Below are 18,203 nucleotides of genomic sequence, written 5' to 3'. Positions count from 1 at the left end.
CGCGGTGGAGCCCATCGCCGATGAACTGGTCGCGAAGATCAAGGAGCGCATGGCGACCCTGAAGATCGGTGACGGCCGGCGCGGTTGCGACATGGGCCCGCTCGTCACGGAGGTGCACCGCGACAAGGTCGCCTCCTACATCGATGTCGCCACCGCCGACGGCGCAGACGTGGTGGTCGACGGGCGCGGCATCGAGGTCGACGGCGAGGCCGGCGGGTTCTGGCTCGGCCCGACCCTGATCGACAAGGTGCCGACGACGTCGAAGGTGTATCTCGACGAGATCTTCGGCCCGGTGCTCTCGGTGGTGCGGGTGCACTCCTACGACGACGGCGTGGACCTCATCAACAACGGCGCCTACGGCAACGGGACGGCGATCTTCACGAACGACGGTGGGGCCGCCAGGCGGTTCCAGAACGAGGTCGAGGTCGGGATGATCGGCATCAACGTGCCGATCCCGGTGCCGGTGGCATATCACTCGTTCGGTGGGGTGAAGGACTCGATCTTCGGCGATTCCAAGGCGTACGGTCTGGCCGGGTTCCGCTTCTTCACCCAGGAGAAGGCCATCACCTCCCGGTGGCTCGACCCCTCACACGGCGGCATCAACCTCGGCTTCCCCCAGAACTGATCCCGGGGGCCGCCCCGATAGGATTGACGACCGTGGCTTTAACTATCGCGATCGTCGGACTCCCCAACGTGGGCAAGTCCACCCTGTTCAACGCCCTCACCAAGAACCAGGTCCTGGCGGCGAACTACCCGTTCGCCACCATCGAGCCGAACGTGGGCGTGGTGAACCTGCCTGACGCGCGTCTCACGAAGCTCGCCGAGATCTTCTCGAGCGAGCGCATCCTGCCGGCGCCCGTCTCGTTCGTCGACATCGCGGGCATCGTGCGCGGTGCGAGCGAGGGCGAAGGTCTCGGCAACAAGTTCCTCGCCAACATCCGGGAGGCGGATGCGATCGCCCAGGTCATCCGCGGGTTCGAGGACTCGGATGTCGTGCACGTCGACGGCAAGGTCGACGCGGCATCCGACATGGAGACCATCAACACCGAGCTGATTCTCGCCGACCTGCAGACCCTCGAGAAGGCCGAGGCGCGCTACGAGAAAGAGGTGCGCGGCAAGAAGCTCGAGCCGACCGTGCTCTCCACCGCCCAGGCGGCCCGCGAATACCTCGACACGGGTAAACCCCTGTCGACCTCGTCGATCGACCTCGAGCCGATCCGCGAACTCGGTCTCCTGACGGCCAAGCCCTTCATCTATGTGTTCAACGTCGACGAGGCCATCCTGAACGATCCCGAGCGGAAGGCCGCACTGGCCGCGCTCGTCGCGCCCGCCCAGGCGATCTTCCTCGACGCCAAGCTCGAGTCCGAGCTGATCGACCTCGACCCGGAGGACGCCGCAGAACTACTCGCGTCGACCGGTCAGGAGGAGAGCGGCCTCGACCAGCTCGCCCGCATCGGATTCGACACCCTGGGCCTGCAGACATACCTCACGGCCGGCCCGAAGGAGGCGCGCGCCTGGACGATCGGCAAGGGCTGGACGGCTCCGCAGGCGGCGGGTGTCATCCACACCGATTTCCAGAAGGGCTTCATCAAGGCCGAAATCATCTCCTTCGACGACCTCGTGGCGACCGGTTCGATCGCCGAGGCCCGGGCGAAGGGCAAGGCCCGGATCGAGGGCAAGGACTACGTGATGCAAGACGGCGACGTGGTCGAGTTCCGCTTCAACAACTGACCCGACGTGACCGGAACCCAGGTATTCGTCGTCCTCTGGGGCGTCGGAGCTGTGCTCCTGGGATCGCTTTTCGCGTTCCGGCCTGACCTCGTCATTCGCATGTACACGTGGAACCTCGGCAATTATCCCCTCGGTAAGCGACTTCGACGTCGGATGGCTCCACGGCCGTGGATGGCGACGTTCTACCGAGTCGGCGGGATCATATTCATGTGCCTGGGCGTCGCCGTGGGCACCCTCGCCGCCGTCGGCATCATTCGCGCTGAGTAACGGCGGCGTGGTCGAGTTCCGCACTCGTGAACGTCACATAGAGGAAACACGTAGCGTGGCTTCAGCGATCCGCGACGGAGTTCGGAAGCAGTGGGAGTTGCTTCTCTCCGGTGAGAGTTCACAGCTCGACGCAGCGCTCTGGGCGCAGGATCAACTCATCGAGGGCGACTGGAGTGATGAAGTGACCTGCCGCGGGCTGATGAGGCTCTCCGACATGGCTCACGACCGAACGGTCATGGCGACGGAGGACATCTTTCGCACGCTCTGGGACTGGATGGAGCAGCTTCAGATCTAGGACGATGAACCGATCACATGGAATCGCTATTTCGCGCTCCGCTTTCTGAGCAGACTGCATGGCGACAATTTCCGAAGGAGGGCTGCCAGGATGTTCGTCGAGAGCGGAATGCTGGTCGAAGGCGATCTCGTCGAGTTCCGCTCCCAAGCAACATCAGGTCAGTGATAACTTCGAGTCTCCGCGCCTGTTCCGGTTATCAAGCCCATCGCCATCCACCGATAGCCAGGCCAGGGACAGTCGGTCGCACGGTATGCGATGTGGGCTGGTGTACAACGGCGCTGTGGTCACGTTCAGCCACTCATGAACATCTGAAAGGAAGCAGCGATGACCGACGAAGGAGACCTTGTCTGGCTGTGGCGACCAACGGGTCCGGAGGAGATGGAACTCGTTCGTGCGTCCGGATCCCGACGCTGGCCTCCGCGGCTGGCTGACCAGCCGATCTTCTATCCGGTTCTCAACGAGGACTATGCAGAGCGAATTGCGCGGCAGTGGAACGTGCCCGCCTCCGGGGTCGGATACGTGACTCGGTTCGCTGTTCGCAAAGCGTTCCTCGACAAGTACGACGTGCGCCAAGTGGGCGGTCAAACCATCCTCGAATACTGGATTCCTGCGGAAGACCTAGAGCAATTGAACGACAACATCGTCGGCCTGATCGAAGAGATCAAGAAATTCGAGTGAGGGCGGCGACGTGGTCGAGTTGCACCTCCAGGCGGCATCCGGGCAGAAGGATTTTCAGGCAGTTCGCATGAACCACATCATCGACTTGGACGCCCTCTCGGTTCGGCTTGCAGTTTCAATGGAGCGATGGAGGCAGCGGGCAGCCGTGGGGCCAACCACGTGGAGAGACGAACTATCGTCGTGGCCCCACCCGATCGTGGAAGACCGCAGTTCGGTGCGGGTTGCTGAATCACTGGGTATCCATGTCGAGACTTCGGATGGTGAGATCCACGTGGTCGTCTGGACTGGCGGCTGGGCGGATATCGCCGGGATGACCGCTGAGGTCGAAATCGTGGCTGCCCCGGAGTTCGCAAACACGAACGAGGCTCACGACGTCGTCGTGCAGGTGATTGATGATTTCCTTGGGCGGGAGAAACATTGACCTGCGACGTCGTCGAGTTCCGGCAGTCGTGAACTTCTGGAATCTCGCACGGACTCAGTCGAGGGGAAGGTACTCGTGCTTCATGAACTCTGGGAAGACCCGGACGGCGACCCGTACGCCTTCATGCTCGCAGGTCCGTTAGGGCGATGACGCTCGTGCCACCTTGACGCCCGGTGCAAGACTCACGTGGACCGTGGAGGCTGCCAACCACTTTGAAGCGATTACGAAATACTACGAACACCAATTCAACAACTAGCCATCTGCCGAGAGAAGGACGACCGATGACGTCATTGCCCCGCGCCTCCGCCCTCCGCCAGGTCGGCGGACTCGCCCTGGCCGCCGGTTCGGTGTTCGTGGCGGTCGGAACGGGCGCCTGGCTTGCCGTCTCGAAGCAGCTCCGCGACGAGAAGATCGAGGTTCCGGGTAACGCGACAGCGTTCAAAGGCAAGCGCGTTCAGGGGCCTGCAACGGCGTACGTCGAGGCTCTCGTCATCCGGAGCAACGCGGAACGCGGGGCCGGCGGCCGCACCTTCGCCGACATCAGCACCGCTCTGCGTGGTGTCGACGGCAGCAGCGACGAGGCCGCCGAGTTGCGCAAGCAGAGCCTCGCGCTCTCGACGGCGGCGTCGTTGCGCACATCCCTCATGACCGCTGTGCTCGCCTACGGAGTGAGCGCCCTCGTCACCGGGCTCGGCGCCCTCTTCGTGATCGCCGGTTCACTCCTGCGGCGAACCGCCAAGTAGCGCAAGGAGAAGGGACCGACTTCGCCTTCGGCCAGCTGGAACGCCGGACGACTCGGCCGATCGGGTCTGCTACCGAAAGGGCGTTCCATTTCGCGCCGGCACTCGCCGAGATCGGGCGGCGGCAGGTCGGGCTCGCCGTGCGAGAAGAACTGATGAAACTCGTCGCTGTCGAGATGCGCGCGTGGACCGGCGATCGCCGCGTCGACGAAGAGCGGGTGGGTCGGATAGGCGAAGTAGTGAATTCCCATGCGGGCCTTCTTGTGTGTCGCGGTCGCACTCGGGGCGGCGTCCACAGGGATTGGGCGGGTGGCCTTCGTCGACCCAGGATGTGGAGGAGGATCTGTTCTCGGGTGGGATCTGAATGGTACTCTTTTCCCATGGAAGTGACGATCGATTCCGGCGGGCGGCTGCTCATACCGAAGACGCTGCGAGACGCCTTCGGTCTCACGCCGGGCTCCAAGGTGGATGTGTCGCAATACGGCAGCGCAGTTCAGATCACCCCGGGAGGCCGCACCGCCCGATTGGTCCGCGATGCGGAGGGGCGGCTGGTGGCTCGCGCCGAGACCGTGGTATCCGACGACATGATGTTCGCCCTGATCGATTCCGCACGACGGTGACCGATGGGTCGCGATTCGCGCTTGATACCAGCGTCGCCGTGCCGTTGCTCGTCGAATCGCACGAGGCCCATGAGCTGGTGGTGTCGTGGGCGCGAGGTCGCGTGCTCGGTCTCAGCGGGCACGCGCTCGTGGAGACGTACTCGGTACTGACACGGTTGCCGGGGGATGCGCGGGTGAGTCCGGCGGACGCCGTGATGTTGATCGATGAGAACTTCGCGGAGAGTTTCACCCTGTCGACGGACGTCGCTCTCGCACCGCATCGGGAACTCGCACGTTTCGGCGTGTCTGGGGGAGCGGCCTACGATGGCCTGGTCGCGCTGGCGGCGCGTGAAGAGGGCGCCGTTCTCGTCACGCGCGATGCGCGCGCAAGGTCCACCTACGAAGCGCTCGGCGCTCGGGTGCACCTTCTCGCCGATACGCCGACACCGGGATAGGTCGCCACGAACCGACCGATGATTCGACGCCCGGTCATTCCTCGGTGCCAGGGATGGCAGGCGGGCCGAAGCCCGTTCTGGGGGCAGAGGGTGGGACAGCGCGCGGGCTAGGCTCGGGCCATTCAGAGACCTCTGAGTGAGTGACGGCCCGGGAGGAAGCGCGGATGCCTGGACACGACTCCGAGAGGCCCCTCGGCCTGATGCGCGGCGAGACGGGCTTCGCCGCCGCCCTGGCCGACGGGCTCTTCAACTCGCTCGAGGCCGCTCTCGGCACCGCGAGCGCGAGCGGAGACCGCGCCGCGACCGCCGAACCCGACGCCATCGTCTTCCCCGAGAACGAGGCCGACCTGGTCGAGATCGTGCGCTCCGCGACGGAGAACGGGCAGCGCCTCGCGGTGCGCTCCGGTGGACACAGCTGGGTGGCCTCCTCGGTGCGGGGCGACGGCCTGCTCGTCGATCTGGCGGCGTTCGACCACCTGGCCCTCGACGTGGCCGCCCGTACGGCCACCGTCGGCCCGGCTGTGCGCGGCGCTCAGCTCTCGTCCCGTCTCGCCGCGGCGGGGCTGGCCTTCCCGGTCGGTCACTGCGGCAACCCCGGCGTCGGCGGCTACCTCCTCGGCGGCGGCCTCGGCGTCAACTGGGGGCACTGGTTGCCGGCGTGTTTCTCGGTCACGCGGGTGCGGGTCGTGACCGCCGAGGGCCGTGTTCTCGATGCCACGGCGACCGAGAATGCCGACTGGTTCTGGCTGGCGCGCGGGGCCGGCCCCGGCTTCCCGGGGATCGTCACCGAGTTCGATCTCACCCTTCAGCCGCTGCCCGGCGCCATCCGCGTGTCGACGTGGCAGTTCCCGCTCGCCGAGCTCGACGCCGTGGCCGCGTGGATCACGGATGCCTCGTCCCGCCTCCCGTCGAACGTCGAGGTCTCGCTCGTGACCGCCGGCGCGGGGCGTCCGGGTGCCGCCGGCCCGGGCGAGCCGCACCCGCTCGTGGTGAGCGTCGCGGCGACCGTGTTCGCCGACGACGTCGCCGAGGCGACGATGGCGCTCGAGCCTCTGCGCGCATCCGTTCCACCGGCTCTGACGCTGCTCGACCAGCTCGACGCCGCGCCGGTGGCCTTCGACGAGCTGCATGTTCCCGCCGACGCGACCTATCCCGAAGGCGCCCGCTACCTCGCCGACACCTTCTGGACCGACCTCGACCTGCGCGACGCGGTCGCCCCGCTCGCGGCGCTGATGGAGCGCGCCCCCTCGGGCGAGAGCTACGTGCTCACCGGTATGCCGGCGAACGGCCGCGGCGCGGAGCTGCTGCCTCGGGGCGAAGCGGCCTACGGCATGCACGACCGCACCCTGCTCATCGTGTACGTCGTGTGGCGCGACCCCGCCGACGACGCGGCGAACCGCGCCTGGCTCGACGAGGTCGCGGATGCGCTGCTGCCCACCACCACCGGCCATTTCCTCAGTGAATCCGACATCCGTCACTCGCCCTCCCGCGTGGCCCGCTCGTTCACCTACGCCGACCGCGACCGCGTCGAACGGCTGCGCGCGGAGCTCGACCCGACGGCACTCTTCCACGGCTACCCCGGGGAGTCCCGCCGCGCCTGAACAGCGGTCAGCTGCCCCGTTGCTACTGTCGGAGGCAGAACGCGCCCTCGAGAGGAATGGGGACCTCGGATGCACATGATCACCGTGGTGAAGAACGGCCGGCTGAATCCTGACGTGCGGCTCTGGACGGGCATCTCGGCCGTCACCGTGGCGGCGCTCACCCTGGCCGAGTTCCTCGTGCAGGTGTTCCTCGTCGGTGCGCGGCCCGCTCTCGACGACTCCGTCGCGCTCGAGGAGTTCATGGCACGCACCGCGAACCAGACGCTCTTCACGATCCTCATCGACACCTTCCTGATGGCCGCCCTGATCGTCTTCCTCGGCGGATTCCGCCAGATCATCACGCACACCCGGCCCGACCTGCAATGGGTGGCCGATCTCGCCTTCGGCTCGGGGCTGCTCTTCATCGGTGTGACCCTCGTGGGCGACGGGATGGAGGGCGGCACCGCTCTCGACACCATGGGGCTGACCCTCGACGCCTCCTCGCTGCGCGCCCTCACCGTCGGCCACACACTGTTGTTCGGATCGATCGGATGCACCCTCACCGCCTTGATCGCGGCGGCGTCGGGTTACGTCACCCTCGCCTCGGGGGCGCTCCCCGCGTGGACCGGCTGGGTCGCCTACGTGGTCGCGGGGCTCAACCTGCTGGCCGTTCCGACGATGTTCGGCGGAACGAGTCCCGACTCCTTCTTCGCCGCCGGAGGGGCGGCCAACGCGATGCTCGCCACCTTCCCCTGGCTGGTCTGGGTGGTGTGTGTCGGCTTCGTGACCATTCGCGACCGGCGCCGCTTCCACGAACTCCCGCCTGAGGTCCAGGCGGCGACCGGAGCGGCCCCCCTCGCGGTCAGATGAGAAATATTCACTGAATCCCGCTTTCTCGGGTAGGCTCGCAATTCGAGCGATACCGACACCCCGAGGAAGACATGATCCGCCGCACGACGATCACTGCTGAAACCGCAGCGGGCCTCGACGGTTCGCTCCTGCTGTCGGCCGTTGCGGGCGCCGCCGTGGTGCTCGTGCTGGGCCTCCTGGTGCTGCTCGTCGTGCGGGTCGCGCGTCGCCGTGAGGCGGCCGGGCGAACGCGAGCCCGGGCGGGCGCGGACACCGGCTGGTCCGCCGGCGTCGCGCGGGTGCCGGGTGATCGCGACGGAGCGGGGCGTCGCGCGGTCGCCCGGCTGTTCGGCCGGCCCTCGCGCAGCATCGGACTGGATGTCGCACGGGGAGCGGCTTTGGCGGGGCTCGCACTCGTCGTCTGGTTCGGTTCGGCCGATTCCGGTGTGGCGCAGGCGAGCCGTCTCGCCGCGATCGCGGGCGTCGGGCAGCAAGGGCCGAAGGATGCCCTGGCGTTCGGGGGCACCGTGGTGGCACTCGCCTTCGTGCTGATCGCCGGCGTCGCGACGGCCCTGTCGAGCGGAGGAGCGACGCCACCTCAAGGTGTCGAGCGACTCCGCTGCCGCATGCGTCTCGCCCTTCGGGCGATCGTCCTGCTCGGCATCGGGGGAGTGGCCGCGTTCTCCGCTGCCCCGTTCGCCGGCCTGGTGGCGACCATCGGCGCGCTCACTCTGGTCGCGCTCGCCGTGGTGGGCTGGCGTGCCGGCACGTTGTTCCTCGCCGCCGTGCTCTGGACCATCGTCGTTCCGGTGCTGGATGCCGGTCTCGTGTCGCTCGTCGTGGATTCCCGAACACTGATCGCGCCGGCGCTTGAGTGGGCACTCGCCGGCGCTTTCCCACCCGTTCCTCTCGTGGGCGTTCTCCTCGCCGGAATGGCGGTCGGCCGCCTCGACGCCGTGCGGATCGGCCGGCGCTTGATCGTGTTCGCCGGGGCGGCCGGATGCGCGATCCTGGCATTCGCGGCCGGTGCGGCGGTCTCTGCGCGGTTCGGGGCGTCGCTGCCGCCTCTTCTTTCGGCCGTGCCCGGCGCGATGACGCCGCTGGCCCTGCTCGGCGCAGGCGGCGTCGCGCTGGCCCTGGTCGCCCTGGCGCTGATCGTCGGGCGCCCGCTGCGTTGGGTGCTCGTGCCGTTCTCGGCCGCGGGATCGATGGCGCTGACCCTATGGATCGCATCACTCGCCGTCATCGGTGGACTGTGGATCTTCGCCCCGGCGACGGCGTCGGAAGGGCTGGAATCCGTGCCCGCCGCCCTGTCAGGCTCCGGTGTGGTGGAGAGCCTGGCGACCGCGCTTCCCGAAGCGCTCCGCTCCACGGCGACAGCAGGCGCGCTGGTCGTGCTCGTGGCCCTCGCCTGCATCGTCTGGCGCTTGTTCCTCGGCGACGGCCCGGTCGAACGCCTCGTCAAGGCGATCGGTGCGGGCGCGACGAGGGTGCCCGACGAGCTCCGGTCGCCCGCGGAGGCGGAGGTTCCTCCGGTCGAGAGCACGTTCGACGCCCTGATGGCTGGTCGGGATGCCGCGACCGAGGCGACGGGCACCAGGGCCCCGGGGGCCGATGCCGGCGTCGCACCTCCGGATGCGCATCCGCTGCGTCGACAGACCATCGGCCCCGTCGACCCGGTCACGGCGGCCACGCAGTGGACACCGGGGCAGGCCCTCGGAAGGCTGCCGTACTAGATGCGAGCGGAGGACCACGTGCGCCGGCTGCTCCGGCAGAGCGATCGCACGCCCACCGGGCAGCTCGAGCGCGCACTGCTGCAGAGTGCGGTCGATCTCAGCGATGCACTCGGCGACGAGGTGCTCGCCTACGAATCCCGGATGCGCTTGAGCGCGTGGGCGGCGGCATCCGGGGATTCTTCCGTGCGTCTCCGCGCCTTCGACCGCTGTCTGGAGCTCCACCTGGGCGACCCGCATCGGTTTCCCTCGGCCGTCGGCGATCTCGATCTGCTGTGGGATTTCGCGTCGATCCCGCGCCTGCTCGCGGGGAGTCCGAGCTACGACCGTGAGGCGATCGCGGGGTGCCTCGACGAGATGCTGGAGGTGTTCTCGTTTCACGGCGCCGACCTGCGAGCCTTCGACTTCGCGCGTTTCGAGGTCGCCGCGCTGTGTGGCGACGAGGCGCTCGCCCGCGAGAGCCTCGCGCGGGTGGCGGGAGAGATGCGGGCGCCGCGCGGGGAGCAAGGGCGCGCCGAACCTCTGCTCTGCGACGCCTGCGTGCTGAGCGCCGAGATCGCGTGGCACGCCGAACGAGGTCACCTCGATCGAGCGGCCGCGGCGGCCGATCGTCTGCGCGAGAGTGGTTCGGGGTGCGCCGACGAACCCGAACTCGGGTTGTCGCGCGGGCTCGTGCCCTGCCTTCTCACCGGCCGCCTCGACGAGGCCCGCCACGGGCACCTCGAAGGCTACGAACGGGTGCGGCACAACCCGAAACACCTCGAGGCGGTCGCCGGTCACGTCGAGTTCGCGGTCATGGTCGGCGCGACGCAGCGTGCCCTCCGGCTGGTGGAACGGCACGCGTGCTGGCTCGCGGCCGATCCGCTGGCCGGGTCGGCGCAGTTCGCCTTCCTCTGCGCCGCCGGGGGAGCGATGGACGCGCTCACCCGATCCGGGCGTGGCGGCACGACCGTCACGCCGCTGAATGCCGCCGTGCTCGCTGCCCATCTGGGTTCCCGGGTCGGCGCCTGGACGGCGACGACCTTCGCGCGTGCCTGCTGGACGGCGGCATCGAGCCTCGCCCACGCCTTCGACACGCGCGACGGGAACGGCCGATTCGCCCGTCGCCTGAGCGCGGCCCGGGCCATCCGGCCGGTGACGGCGTGGGAGCCGTCTGCGTGGGGTGGCGACGGACGTCACCGGGGAACCCTGACCGGCGGGCCGCGCGCCGATGCCGTCGACGCTGGAGGTCGGTCGGGCGCCGATGCGACCGACGACCGTCTGTCCGAGCCGCGCGCCCTCCTCGCTCGGGCCCGGGAGTGCGCCGCCGTCGGCGATCGAGAAGCTGCCGACTCCGCTGTCGACGAGGCCCTTCCGCGCGCCGATCCGATCACCCGCTCCGAGCTGTTCGCGCTCCGCATCAGGATGCACGTCGAGCGCGGCGACCTCCGCGCCGCCGAGGAGCAGCTCGCGCTCCGCGTCGACTGCCTGATCGTCGACGGCCTCGACGACGATGCGGAGGTCGATCTCCAACTCGGGCTGCTGCTCTTCGGCGCCCCGCTCGCCGGCCGTCGGTCGGAGCTCGAGAGGGGGCTCCAGCGCGCCGGCGAGCTGGAGCTCGCCCCGGCGGCGCAGATGCGGATCTCCGTGGTCCTGGCCACCCAACTCATGCGCGAGGGCAGCTATACCGAGGCCGAGAACCTCCTGTCGAAGGCGCTCGACGGCGTCGTCGACGTGCGCCGGAGCGCCGGCCTCCTCGTGTTGGCCGATGCCTACTTCGCGCTCGGGCGCTTCCAGGACGCGCTCTCGGCCATCGATCTGCTCCTCGGCGATCCGATCGATCGCGCGCTGCGAGCCTCCGCTCTCCTCCGCCGGTCGACCGTCGTGTTCACGCTCGATCCGGTGCAGGCCATGGAGGCGATGGACCGGGCCATCGACGACGCCGATCGCGCGCTGCACCTGTTCGTCGAACTCGGGCATTGCGAGGGAGTGCTCGACGCCTGCGGTGTGCTGGGTCATCTGCTGGGTCGCATCGGCTCGGTCGAGGGGTCGCTCGAGGCGCTGCGCACGGCGCACAGCACGGCCGAGCACTTCGAGCACCCCGACGTCGATGCGATGGCCTTTCGGCTCGCCTGCGCCTTGGTGCGGGCCGATTGCGGCGGCGAGGCCCGGCAGCTGCTCGACGACGTCGTCGAACGGATGCCGCTCGAAGGCGACCGGTCGCTCCGGGGCGAGATGTTCTACTGGCTGGCGCACGCCTGCCGCCAAGACGACGACGATCCGGCCGCCTACGGGGCGTGGAGTCTCGCTCTCGAAGAGTTCGCTCGTGCCGACGACGACCACGCCTCCGCCCGGGTGGGCATCGCCCTGGGGCGGCTGTTGTTCGACAACGACGATCCGGCCTCGGTCGAGGTCTTGCGGGAGGCCTCGCGCCGGGCGAGGGCCGCGATGCGGCGAGAAGGTCACCGCACGACGAATCGCGACGTCCCGGCGGCGACCCTGCTCATCGACGCCCTGCACCTGCTCGGCCGGGCCCAGGCGGCGTTCGGCGATCCGGCGGCTCTCCGCACGCTCGACGACGTGGTGAAGGAGGCGGTCGCACTGCAGCGGTTCGCGCCGCTCTTCGAAGCCAACGTCGCGGAGTCGCGCGCGAGAGCCCTCGACGACCTCCACCGGGAGAGCGAGGCCGTCGCATCCGCGCGCCATGCCGCCGCGCTGTACGACGTGGCCGGTGACCCGGTCGGCGCGGCGCGGCTCTCCGTGTTCGGCGCCCGGCTGCTCGTCGGCACCGGAGAGACAGGGGAGGCGGATGCGCTCTACGGCGCGGGCCTCGCCCGATTCGACTCGGCGGCGGGGAGCGGACACTCGACGGCGGAGGCCCGCATCGAGCGCGCGATCGCCGCCCGCGAGCAGAAAGCTCTGCGCGACCGTCCGGCGGAACCGCAACCGGAAGCGATCGAACCCGGTTCGCCCGAGAACGTCACAACCCGCGAACCAGCGCCTCCCGCACCGGCTCGCTGAGCGTGGGCGGAACGTCGACCTCCACCGCGAGGGCTTGCAGCGCCTTGCCGTAATAGTTGCGCACGGCAGCAGCCAGGGCGATGTCGACGATCTCGCGGTCGGTGAAGCCGTGTGCGCGCAACGCCAGCGAATCCGCATCCGTCATCGACGCGGCATCCGTGCTCACCTTCTCCGCGAAGGCCATCATGGCGATCTCCGCGTCGGAGAGGCCCGCCTCCGAGAGTTCGTCGGCTGAGGATTCGGAGGCGATCCGCACCAGGTCGGTTTCGTCGAACAGGCCGAGCGCCAGGGCACGGTTGCCGTGCGCGAGGCGGCAGTGCCGAGATCGCGTTCCGCGCGCGGCGGCCAACGTGATCAGCTCGTACCGCCGTAGGCCCAAGGAGGCGACGATCGCCCGCACCAGGCCCTCCCAGGCCGCAGCGGCCTCCGGGTTCACGCTCATCACGCGGGTGTGCGACGGCACGTAGCCGAGCGCCCGCCGATCGCTCTCGTACTGCTCGGCCACCAATCCGGTCGCCTCGGAATCCGGGATCGTCGTGATGATCGACATCGTCTACCGCCTTCGCTCGCCGCTGGGTGACCCCATGCTGGCACTCGGCGCGAGGCGGCGGAAGGGACTACTTCGAGGTCGACTCCGGTGACTTCTCGACGGCGGTTCCGGCGAGTTCCTCGTCGGTCCAGCGCCCTTCCGCTTCGGCGGCTTCCTCTTCGGCCACCTCTTCGGGCGTCTTGACGCCCTTGGGGCCTTGGCCCGCGCGATACACCGAGATCTCGAGGCCCGGGTGCCGGCGGCCCTGCACGAAGAACAGCACGAGGCCCAGCGCGATCGCCGCGAACGATGCCCAGATGTTGGCCGGGATGCCGAGGAAACCGTCGCTCGAGGGATCGATGCGGATGGCTTCGAGCCAGCTGCGACCGAGGCCGTACCAGACCAGGTAGAGCGCGAACAGGCGGCCCCAGCGCAGGCGGAAGCGGCGCTCGATCAGCAGCAGGAGGGCGACGCCGACGAGGTTCCAGATGATCTCGTAGAGGAACAGCGGGTGGAACAGCGTGTCGGCGGGCAGCCCCGTGGGGAACGCGGCACTGATCTTGGGATCGATCTCGAGACCCCACGGCAGGTTCGTGGGCAACCCGTACAGCTCCTGGTTGAAGTAGTTGCCGAGGCGCCCGATCGCCTGAGCCACGAGCAACGCCGGGGCGAGAGCGTCGGCGAACGACCAGAGGCGGATGCCCGTGATACGGCAACCGATCAGCGCACCGACGGCCCCGCCGATCAGCGAACCGTAGAGGGCGTTGCCGCCGTCCCAGATGTAGAACACCTTGATGAGATCCGCGCCCGGGTAGAAGTAGTCGCCGAGGTGCGTGAACACGTGGTAGAAACGAGCCCCGATGATGCCGAGCGGAACCGCCCAGAGCACGATGTCGATGACGATGCCCGGCTCGCCGCCGCGGGCGGTGAGGCGCCGGTTCACGATGATCATCGCGACGATGATCCCCGCGAGGATGAACAGCGCGTAGATGTGGATCTGGAGGAACCAGACGTTGAACACCGCGAACGAGTGATCGGGACTCGGGATGCTGAGCGGGCTGATGATCTGCGACCTTTCACGAAAGCGCGGAGAGCTGCGCGATGCACCGGATCGACCCGGCCACGTCGAATTCTAAAGGATACGGCCGTCGCCGCGATTCGCAGTTCGGCCGAGACCCAGCTTCGCGGCGTAGAACCGACGCATGAGCGACGATCGGCCGAGCCGCCCCGGCTGGTATCCCGCCATCGGCGACCGCGCGGCCGGCCGGGAGCGCTGGTGGAACGGCACCGAGTGGACGGGCGACGAGCGCGACACGGGCACCGGTTCGGGTGCGCGGGGCCGGATGTCGCCGGCCCGCCGCAACCGCATCCTCTTCGGCGTCATCGTGGCCGCGATCCTCTTCGCCGGTCTCGTCTCGATGATGGCGACGGATCTGATCAGCGCGGTTTCCTAGGCGATTCGTAGCGAAATCCGCTGTCCCCGGCTAAGCTGGCCTGAGTTGTTGTGTTACCCATGAATCTTGAATAGGGTCTACTGCTCGATTTCGATCGAGTCGCAGACTTGTTTTTCTGAGGAGCGGAACAAAGTACACCGCGACGGTAGGTCCCGACAGGCGGGGCCGCTTACCTCGAAAAGAGAAAAACAATGCCTACAGGCACCGTGAAATGGTTCAACTCCGAAAAGGGCTTCGGCTTCATCTCCCCCGATGACGGTGGCGAAGACGTGTTCGCCCACCACTCCGGCATCTCCGGCTCGGGCTACAAGAACCTCGAAGAGAACCAGCGCGTCTCGTTCGACGTCACCCAGGGCCGCAAGGGCCTGCAGGCGGAGAACATCACGCCGCTCAGCGCATAAGCACTGAACCAGAAGAACCCGTGGTCGCCGCAAGGCGACACGGGTTCTTTCTTTTTGCGTCGGCAGGGTCAATACGCAGGTTGACCCCGTAGCCTGTGGCTATCTGAAGTGGGCGAATGCTCGAAGAAACGACTGGGAAGTCGAACCCGACACCAGTGAGCAGGTCCCGTTGACCGTCATCAATAATCCGGCCGCCCGTGCCACGGTCCCTCGCAAGGCCGGTGCCGCGCATCCGACCGCCGCGTATTCCGAACTCCTCACCACGGTGCGCGACGTGGGCCTGCTGCGCAAGCGCCGGGCCTTCTACATCGGCATGTTCTCCGTGCTCGTGCTGGCCCTCGGTGGCGCAGCCGCCGGCTTCGTGCTGCTCGGCGAGTCCTGGTACCAACTGCTGATCGCCGGCGGTCTCGGCATCATCTTCACCCAGTTCGCCTTCTTGGCGCACGAGGCGAGCCACCGCCAGGTGTTCGAATCCGGCCCCGCCAACGACCGCGCCGGCCGCACGCTCGCCACCGCATTCGTGGGCATGAGCTACACCTGGTGGATGTCGAAGCACACCCGCCACCACGGCAACCCGAACGTCATCGGCAAAGACCCCGACATCGAGGTCGACACGGTCTCCTTCATCGAAGAGGATGCCGCCTCCCGCCGTGGCCTGATGGCCTGGCTCACCCGCCGGCAGGGCTACGCGCTCTACCCGCTGCTGTTGCTCGAGGGCCTGAACCTGCATTACCTGTCGTTCAAGACGCTGTTCAGCCGCAAGCCGGTCGAGGGTCGCCGCTTCGAACTGTGGTTCATCGGCATCCGCCTCGTCGCCTATGTGGCGGTCATCTTCTACTTCCTGCCACTCGGCATGGCGTTCGCCTTCATCGGCGTGCAGTTGGCCGTGTTCGGTCTCTACATGGGCGCATCCTTCGCCCCGAACCACATCGGCATGACCGTCTTCCCGGCCGGCACCCGCATCGACTTCCTCAGCAAGCAGGTGCTCTCCTCGCGCAACATCGCCGGCGGCTGGGGCATGACCGTGTTCATGGGCGGGCTCAACCTGCAGGTCGAGCACCACCTCTTCCCGAACATGGCCCGCCCCAACCTGATGAGGGCCCGCCCGATCGTGCAGGAGTACTGCGCGACCCACAAGATCCCCTACACGCAGACCTCTCTGCTCGAGGCGCACGCCTCGGTGATCGCCTACATGAACCGCGTCGGCATGCACGCGCCCGATCCCTTCGACTGCCCGCTGGTCAACCAGTACCGGGTTCGCCGCGGCTGACGGATATCGTTGTCGGGTGAGAACTGCGCGCACCCGAACCCGCTCCAACGCCCTCGCCGGCGGCCTCGCTGCCGCCGGCGTCGTCGCGCTCCTGCTGGCCGGCTCGGCCGGTGCGGCCACGGCGCACGACGCGCTCGAGTCGTCGTCGCCGGCCGCCGGTGATTCCCTGACCACCGATCCGGGGCTCGTGACCCTCGGCTTCTCGGATGAACTGATCACTCTCGGCGCCGACACCAGCGGCTTCGCGATCCAGGTCGTCGACAGTGAGGGCCTGCACTACGAATCCGGCTGCGTGAGCGTGCAGGGCTCCTCGATCGACACGCCCATCGCCCTCGGCCTCGCCGGCGGCTACGTGGTGCTCTGGCAGGTCGTCTCCTCCGACGGCCATCCCACCTCCGGGCAGTACGAGTTCGACTACGAGCCGCCCACCCGGGCCGGCGCCCACGACGGCCTCACGAATCCGCCCGCCTGCGGCGAGCCCTGGGCGGGGGAGCCCGACGGAACCCCGACTCCCGCCGCCGGGGCGGCTGCTCCGACACCGATCGCCACCGCCTCGACCCCGGTGCCGGCCGCTGCGTCGACCGACGTCACGCTGACGGCGACCGATGCGCCGAATCCGGCATCCGCTGCGGTCGTGCCCTGGCCGATCGCCGTGCTCCTGGGCCTCGTGGGCCTCGGCGTCATCGGGGCGATCGTCGTACTGGTCGTGCGCCGCGGCCGTGGCGGAGGCTACGGCGGCCAGTGAGGGGCGCTAAGCTCGTTCGCGTAGCACCTCAACTGAATACCGCTGGCCACTAGCTCGACGCGGGAGAGCCGATCCACTCCGGAACGGCACCGAAGGAGCAATCCTCCCCGATAATCTCTCAGGTCCTCGTACCGCATCGAACTGGCCGCTCTGGAAAGCAGTCCGCAGCATCGACAGCGGCTCGCCCACGGTGAAAGCGCCGCTCGCGGCGTGAAACTCTCAGGCACGATGACAGAGGGGGAGTTCTCAGGGCAGACCTGCACGGTGATCGTGCATGCTGCTCCCGCCACTCGCCGGCACCGCCTGCGACGAAACCGGAGAACTCATGACCGAATCGACGGATTCCCCTCCTCGCTACTCCCCGCTGCACGCGGTGCATGTCGCCGCGGGCGCCACCTTCACCGACTTCGCCGGCTGGCAGATGCCGGTTCGCTACTCGAGCGATCTCGCCGAGCACCACGCCGTGCGCACGGCCGTGGGGCTCTTCGATCTCTCGCACATGGCGGAGTTCGAGGTGTCCGGCCCCGAGGCCGCAGCGTTCCTCGATCATGCGCTCGCGGGTCTGCTCTCGGCCATCGAGCTCGGCCAGGCCAAGTACTCGTTGTTGCTGGCCCCGGAGGGCGGCATCATCGACGATCTCGTGGTGTACCGCACCGGAGACTCCGATTTCCTCGTCGTGGCCAACGCCTCGAACCACGATCCGGTGGCCGCCGCGCTGACCGAGCGGATCGGCGGCTTCGACGCCGTGCTGCGCGACGTCAGTGACGAGACGGCACTGATCGCCGTGCAGGGTCCGGTCTCCCGGTCGGTCCTCGAAGCGACCGCCGGCTTCGACGCCCCCGGCCTCGACGAGCTGCGGTACTACCGGGCCATCGAGGGCACCTTCCGGGGCGAGCGCGTTCTGGTCGCTCGCACCGGCTACACGGGTGAGGACGGATTCGAGCTGTACGTGCATCCGGATCTGGCCGAGGCCGTCTGGGCCGCCGTGGCAAAGGCCGGAGCCGACCACGGCATCGTGCCCGCCGGGCTCGCCAGCCGTGACACCCTGCGCCTCGAGGCCGGCATGCCGCTCTACGGCCACGAACTCTCCCTCGAGACCTTCCCGGTGCAGGCGGGACTCGGTCGGGTGCCCGCGATGGCGAAAGCCGCGTTCGTCGGCCGTGCGGCCGTCGAACAGGGCCCGGCCGCCGACGCTCCGGCGCTGGTGGGTCTCGTGGCCGACGGCCGTCGAGCTGCGCGTGCCGACTATCCGATCTACGCCGACGACACGGCGACGGAGCCGATCGGCATTGTGACGAGCGGGGCGCTCTCGCCGACGCTCGGGCATCCGATCGCCATGGCCTACGTGACTCCGGCGTTCGCCGAGCCCGGCACCGAGCTCAGTGTCGACATCCGGGGCACCCGCCTCGCGTTCCGCACCACGACCCTCCCGTTCTACCGCCGGAAGAAGGATTGA

The 18,203-nt window shown here is 68.4% G+C and carries 19 protein-coding genes and 2 riboswitches; of the genes, 17 read left to right on the top strand and 2 right to left on the bottom strand.

The window, feature by feature from the left end; all coding sequences use genetic code 11:
- From BLW00_RS21230 to BLW00_RS21175, 12 genes are all read left to right on the top strand, one after another.
- A partial coding sequence (locus BLW00_RS21230; protein ID WP_139256835.1) for an aldehyde dehydrogenase family protein occupies positions 1-625 on the top strand: 625 nt, incomplete at its 5' end.
- 32 nt (positions 626-657) lie between these two features.
- The gene (ychF, locus tag BLW00_RS21225; RefSeq protein WP_092557994.1) at positions 658-1,731 is read left to right on the top strand and encodes a redox-regulated ATPase YchF; all 1,074 of its coding nucleotides are present in this window, start codon (positions 658-660) and stop codon (positions 1,729-1,731) included.
- A gap of 322 nt (positions 1,732-2,053) precedes the next feature.
- Positions 2,054-2,293, top strand: a complete 240-nt coding sequence (locus BLW00_RS21220; RefSeq protein ID WP_092557992.1) for a hypothetical protein — start codon at positions 2,054-2,056, stop codon at positions 2,291-2,293.
- A 324-nt stretch (positions 2,294-2,617) separates the two neighbouring features.
- A complete protein-coding gene (locus BLW00_RS21215; RefSeq protein WP_092557990.1) occupies positions 2,618-2,971 on the top strand; it encodes a hypothetical protein in 354 nt (117 codons plus the stop codon).
- Between the two features lie 67 nt (positions 2,972-3,038).
- Positions 3,039-3,392, top strand: coding sequence for a hypothetical protein (locus tag BLW00_RS21210; protein ID WP_139256833.1), 354 nt, complete (start codon positions 3,039-3,041; stop codon positions 3,390-3,392).
- 281 nt (positions 3,393-3,673) lie between these two features.
- Positions 3,674-4,135, top strand: coding sequence for a hypothetical protein (locus BLW00_RS21205; RefSeq protein WP_092557986.1), 462 nt, complete (start codon positions 3,674-3,676; stop codon positions 4,133-4,135).
- A gap of 377 nt (positions 4,136-4,512) precedes the next feature.
- Entirely contained in the window at positions 4,513-4,752 is a 240-nt protein-coding gene (locus BLW00_RS21200; RefSeq protein WP_092557984.1) for an AbrB/MazE/SpoVT family DNA-binding domain-containing protein, read from the top strand.
- Complete coding sequence (locus BLW00_RS21195; protein WP_092557982.1) at positions 4,749-5,186, top strand: type II toxin-antitoxin system VapC family toxin; 438 nt, start codon at positions 4,749-4,751, stop codon at positions 5,184-5,186. Before BLW00_RS21200 ends, BLW00_RS21195 begins: the two co-directional genes overlap by 4 nt.
- Before the next feature lie 164 nt (positions 5,187-5,350).
- Positions 5,351-6,787 carry an FAD-binding oxidoreductase gene (locus BLW00_RS21190; RefSeq protein WP_092557980.1) on the top strand — a complete coding sequence of 479 codons (1,437 nt, stop codon included), beginning with the start codon at positions 5,351-5,353 and terminating at the stop codon, positions 6,785-6,787.
- A gap of 69 nt (positions 6,788-6,856) precedes the next feature.
- Complete coding sequence (locus BLW00_RS21185; protein WP_092557978.1) at positions 6,857-7,636, top strand: hypothetical protein; 780 nt, start codon at positions 6,857-6,859, stop codon at positions 7,634-7,636.
- A gap of 71 nt (positions 7,637-7,707) precedes the next feature.
- Positions 7,708-9,351 (top strand): hypothetical protein, encoded by a 1,644-nt coding sequence (locus BLW00_RS21180; RefSeq protein ID WP_092557976.1) that lies wholly within the window; start codon positions 7,708-7,710, stop codon positions 9,349-9,351.
- On the top strand, positions 9,352-12,348 hold the full coding sequence (locus BLW00_RS21175) for a tetratricopeptide repeat protein (protein WP_092557974.1): 2,997 nt from the start codon (positions 9,352-9,354) through the stop codon (positions 12,346-12,348).
- On the opposite strand, the gene BLW00_RS21170 is transcribed toward BLW00_RS21175, so the two are convergent.
- Both BLW00_RS21170 and lgt read right to left on the bottom strand, forming a co-directional pair.
- Positions 12,308-12,898, bottom strand: coding sequence for a carboxymuconolactone decarboxylase family protein (locus BLW00_RS21170; protein WP_092557972.1), 591 nt, complete (start codon positions 12,896-12,898; stop codon positions 12,308-12,310). The two genes, BLW00_RS21175 and BLW00_RS21170, sit on opposite strands and share 41 nt — an antisense overlap.
- Positions 12,899-12,965: 67 nt before the next feature.
- Entirely contained in the window at positions 12,966-13,898 is a 933-nt protein-coding gene (gene lgt, locus BLW00_RS21165; RefSeq protein ID WP_245741729.1) for a prolipoprotein diacylglyceryl transferase, read from the bottom strand.
- A gap of 181 nt (positions 13,899-14,079) precedes the next feature.
- Between lgt and BLW00_RS21160 the strand changes: the two genes are divergently transcribed.
- From BLW00_RS21160 to gcvT, 5 genes are all read left to right on the top strand, one after another.
- On the top strand, positions 14,080-14,331 hold the full coding sequence (locus BLW00_RS21160; RefSeq protein ID WP_092557968.1) for a DUF2510 domain-containing protein: 252 nt from the start codon (positions 14,080-14,082) through the stop codon (positions 14,329-14,331).
- 191 nt (positions 14,332-14,522) lie between these two features.
- Positions 14,523-14,732 carry a cold-shock protein gene (locus tag BLW00_RS21155; protein WP_092557966.1) on the top strand — a complete coding sequence of 70 codons (210 nt, stop codon included), beginning with the start codon at positions 14,523-14,525 and terminating at the stop codon, positions 14,730-14,732.
- A 169-nt stretch (positions 14,733-14,901) separates the two neighbouring features.
- Positions 14,902-16,002, top strand: coding sequence for a fatty acid desaturase family protein (locus tag BLW00_RS21150; protein ID WP_407650987.1), 1,101 nt, complete (start codon positions 14,902-14,904; stop codon positions 16,000-16,002).
- A 16-nt stretch (positions 16,003-16,018) separates the two neighbouring features.
- Positions 16,019-16,747: a copper resistance CopC family protein gene (locus BLW00_RS21145; RefSeq protein WP_175494509.1), complete on the top strand. Its 729-nt coding sequence runs from the start codon at positions 16,019-16,021 to the stop codon at positions 16,745-16,747.
- 50 nt (positions 16,748-16,797) lie between these two features.
- Positions 16,798-16,891, top strand: a riboswitch (glycine riboswitch).
- Position 16,892: 1 nt separating this feature from the next.
- Positions 16,893-16,989, top strand: a riboswitch (glycine riboswitch).
- Between the two features lie 83 nt (positions 16,990-17,072).
- The gene (gene gcvT / locus BLW00_RS21140) at positions 17,073-18,203 is read left to right on the top strand and encodes a glycine cleavage system aminomethyltransferase GcvT (protein ID WP_092558044.1); all 1,131 of its coding nucleotides are present in this window, start codon (positions 17,073-17,075) and stop codon (positions 18,201-18,203) included.

Origin of the sequence: Herbiconiux ginsengi (assembly GCF_900107435.1) — a bacterium.
GTDB lineage: Bacteria > Actinomycetota > Actinomycetes > Actinomycetales > Microbacteriaceae > Herbiconiux > Herbiconiux ginsengi.
The sequence above is the reverse complement of the archived record's forward strand: the minus strand, read 5'-3'. Positions and strand labels throughout refer to the sequence as shown.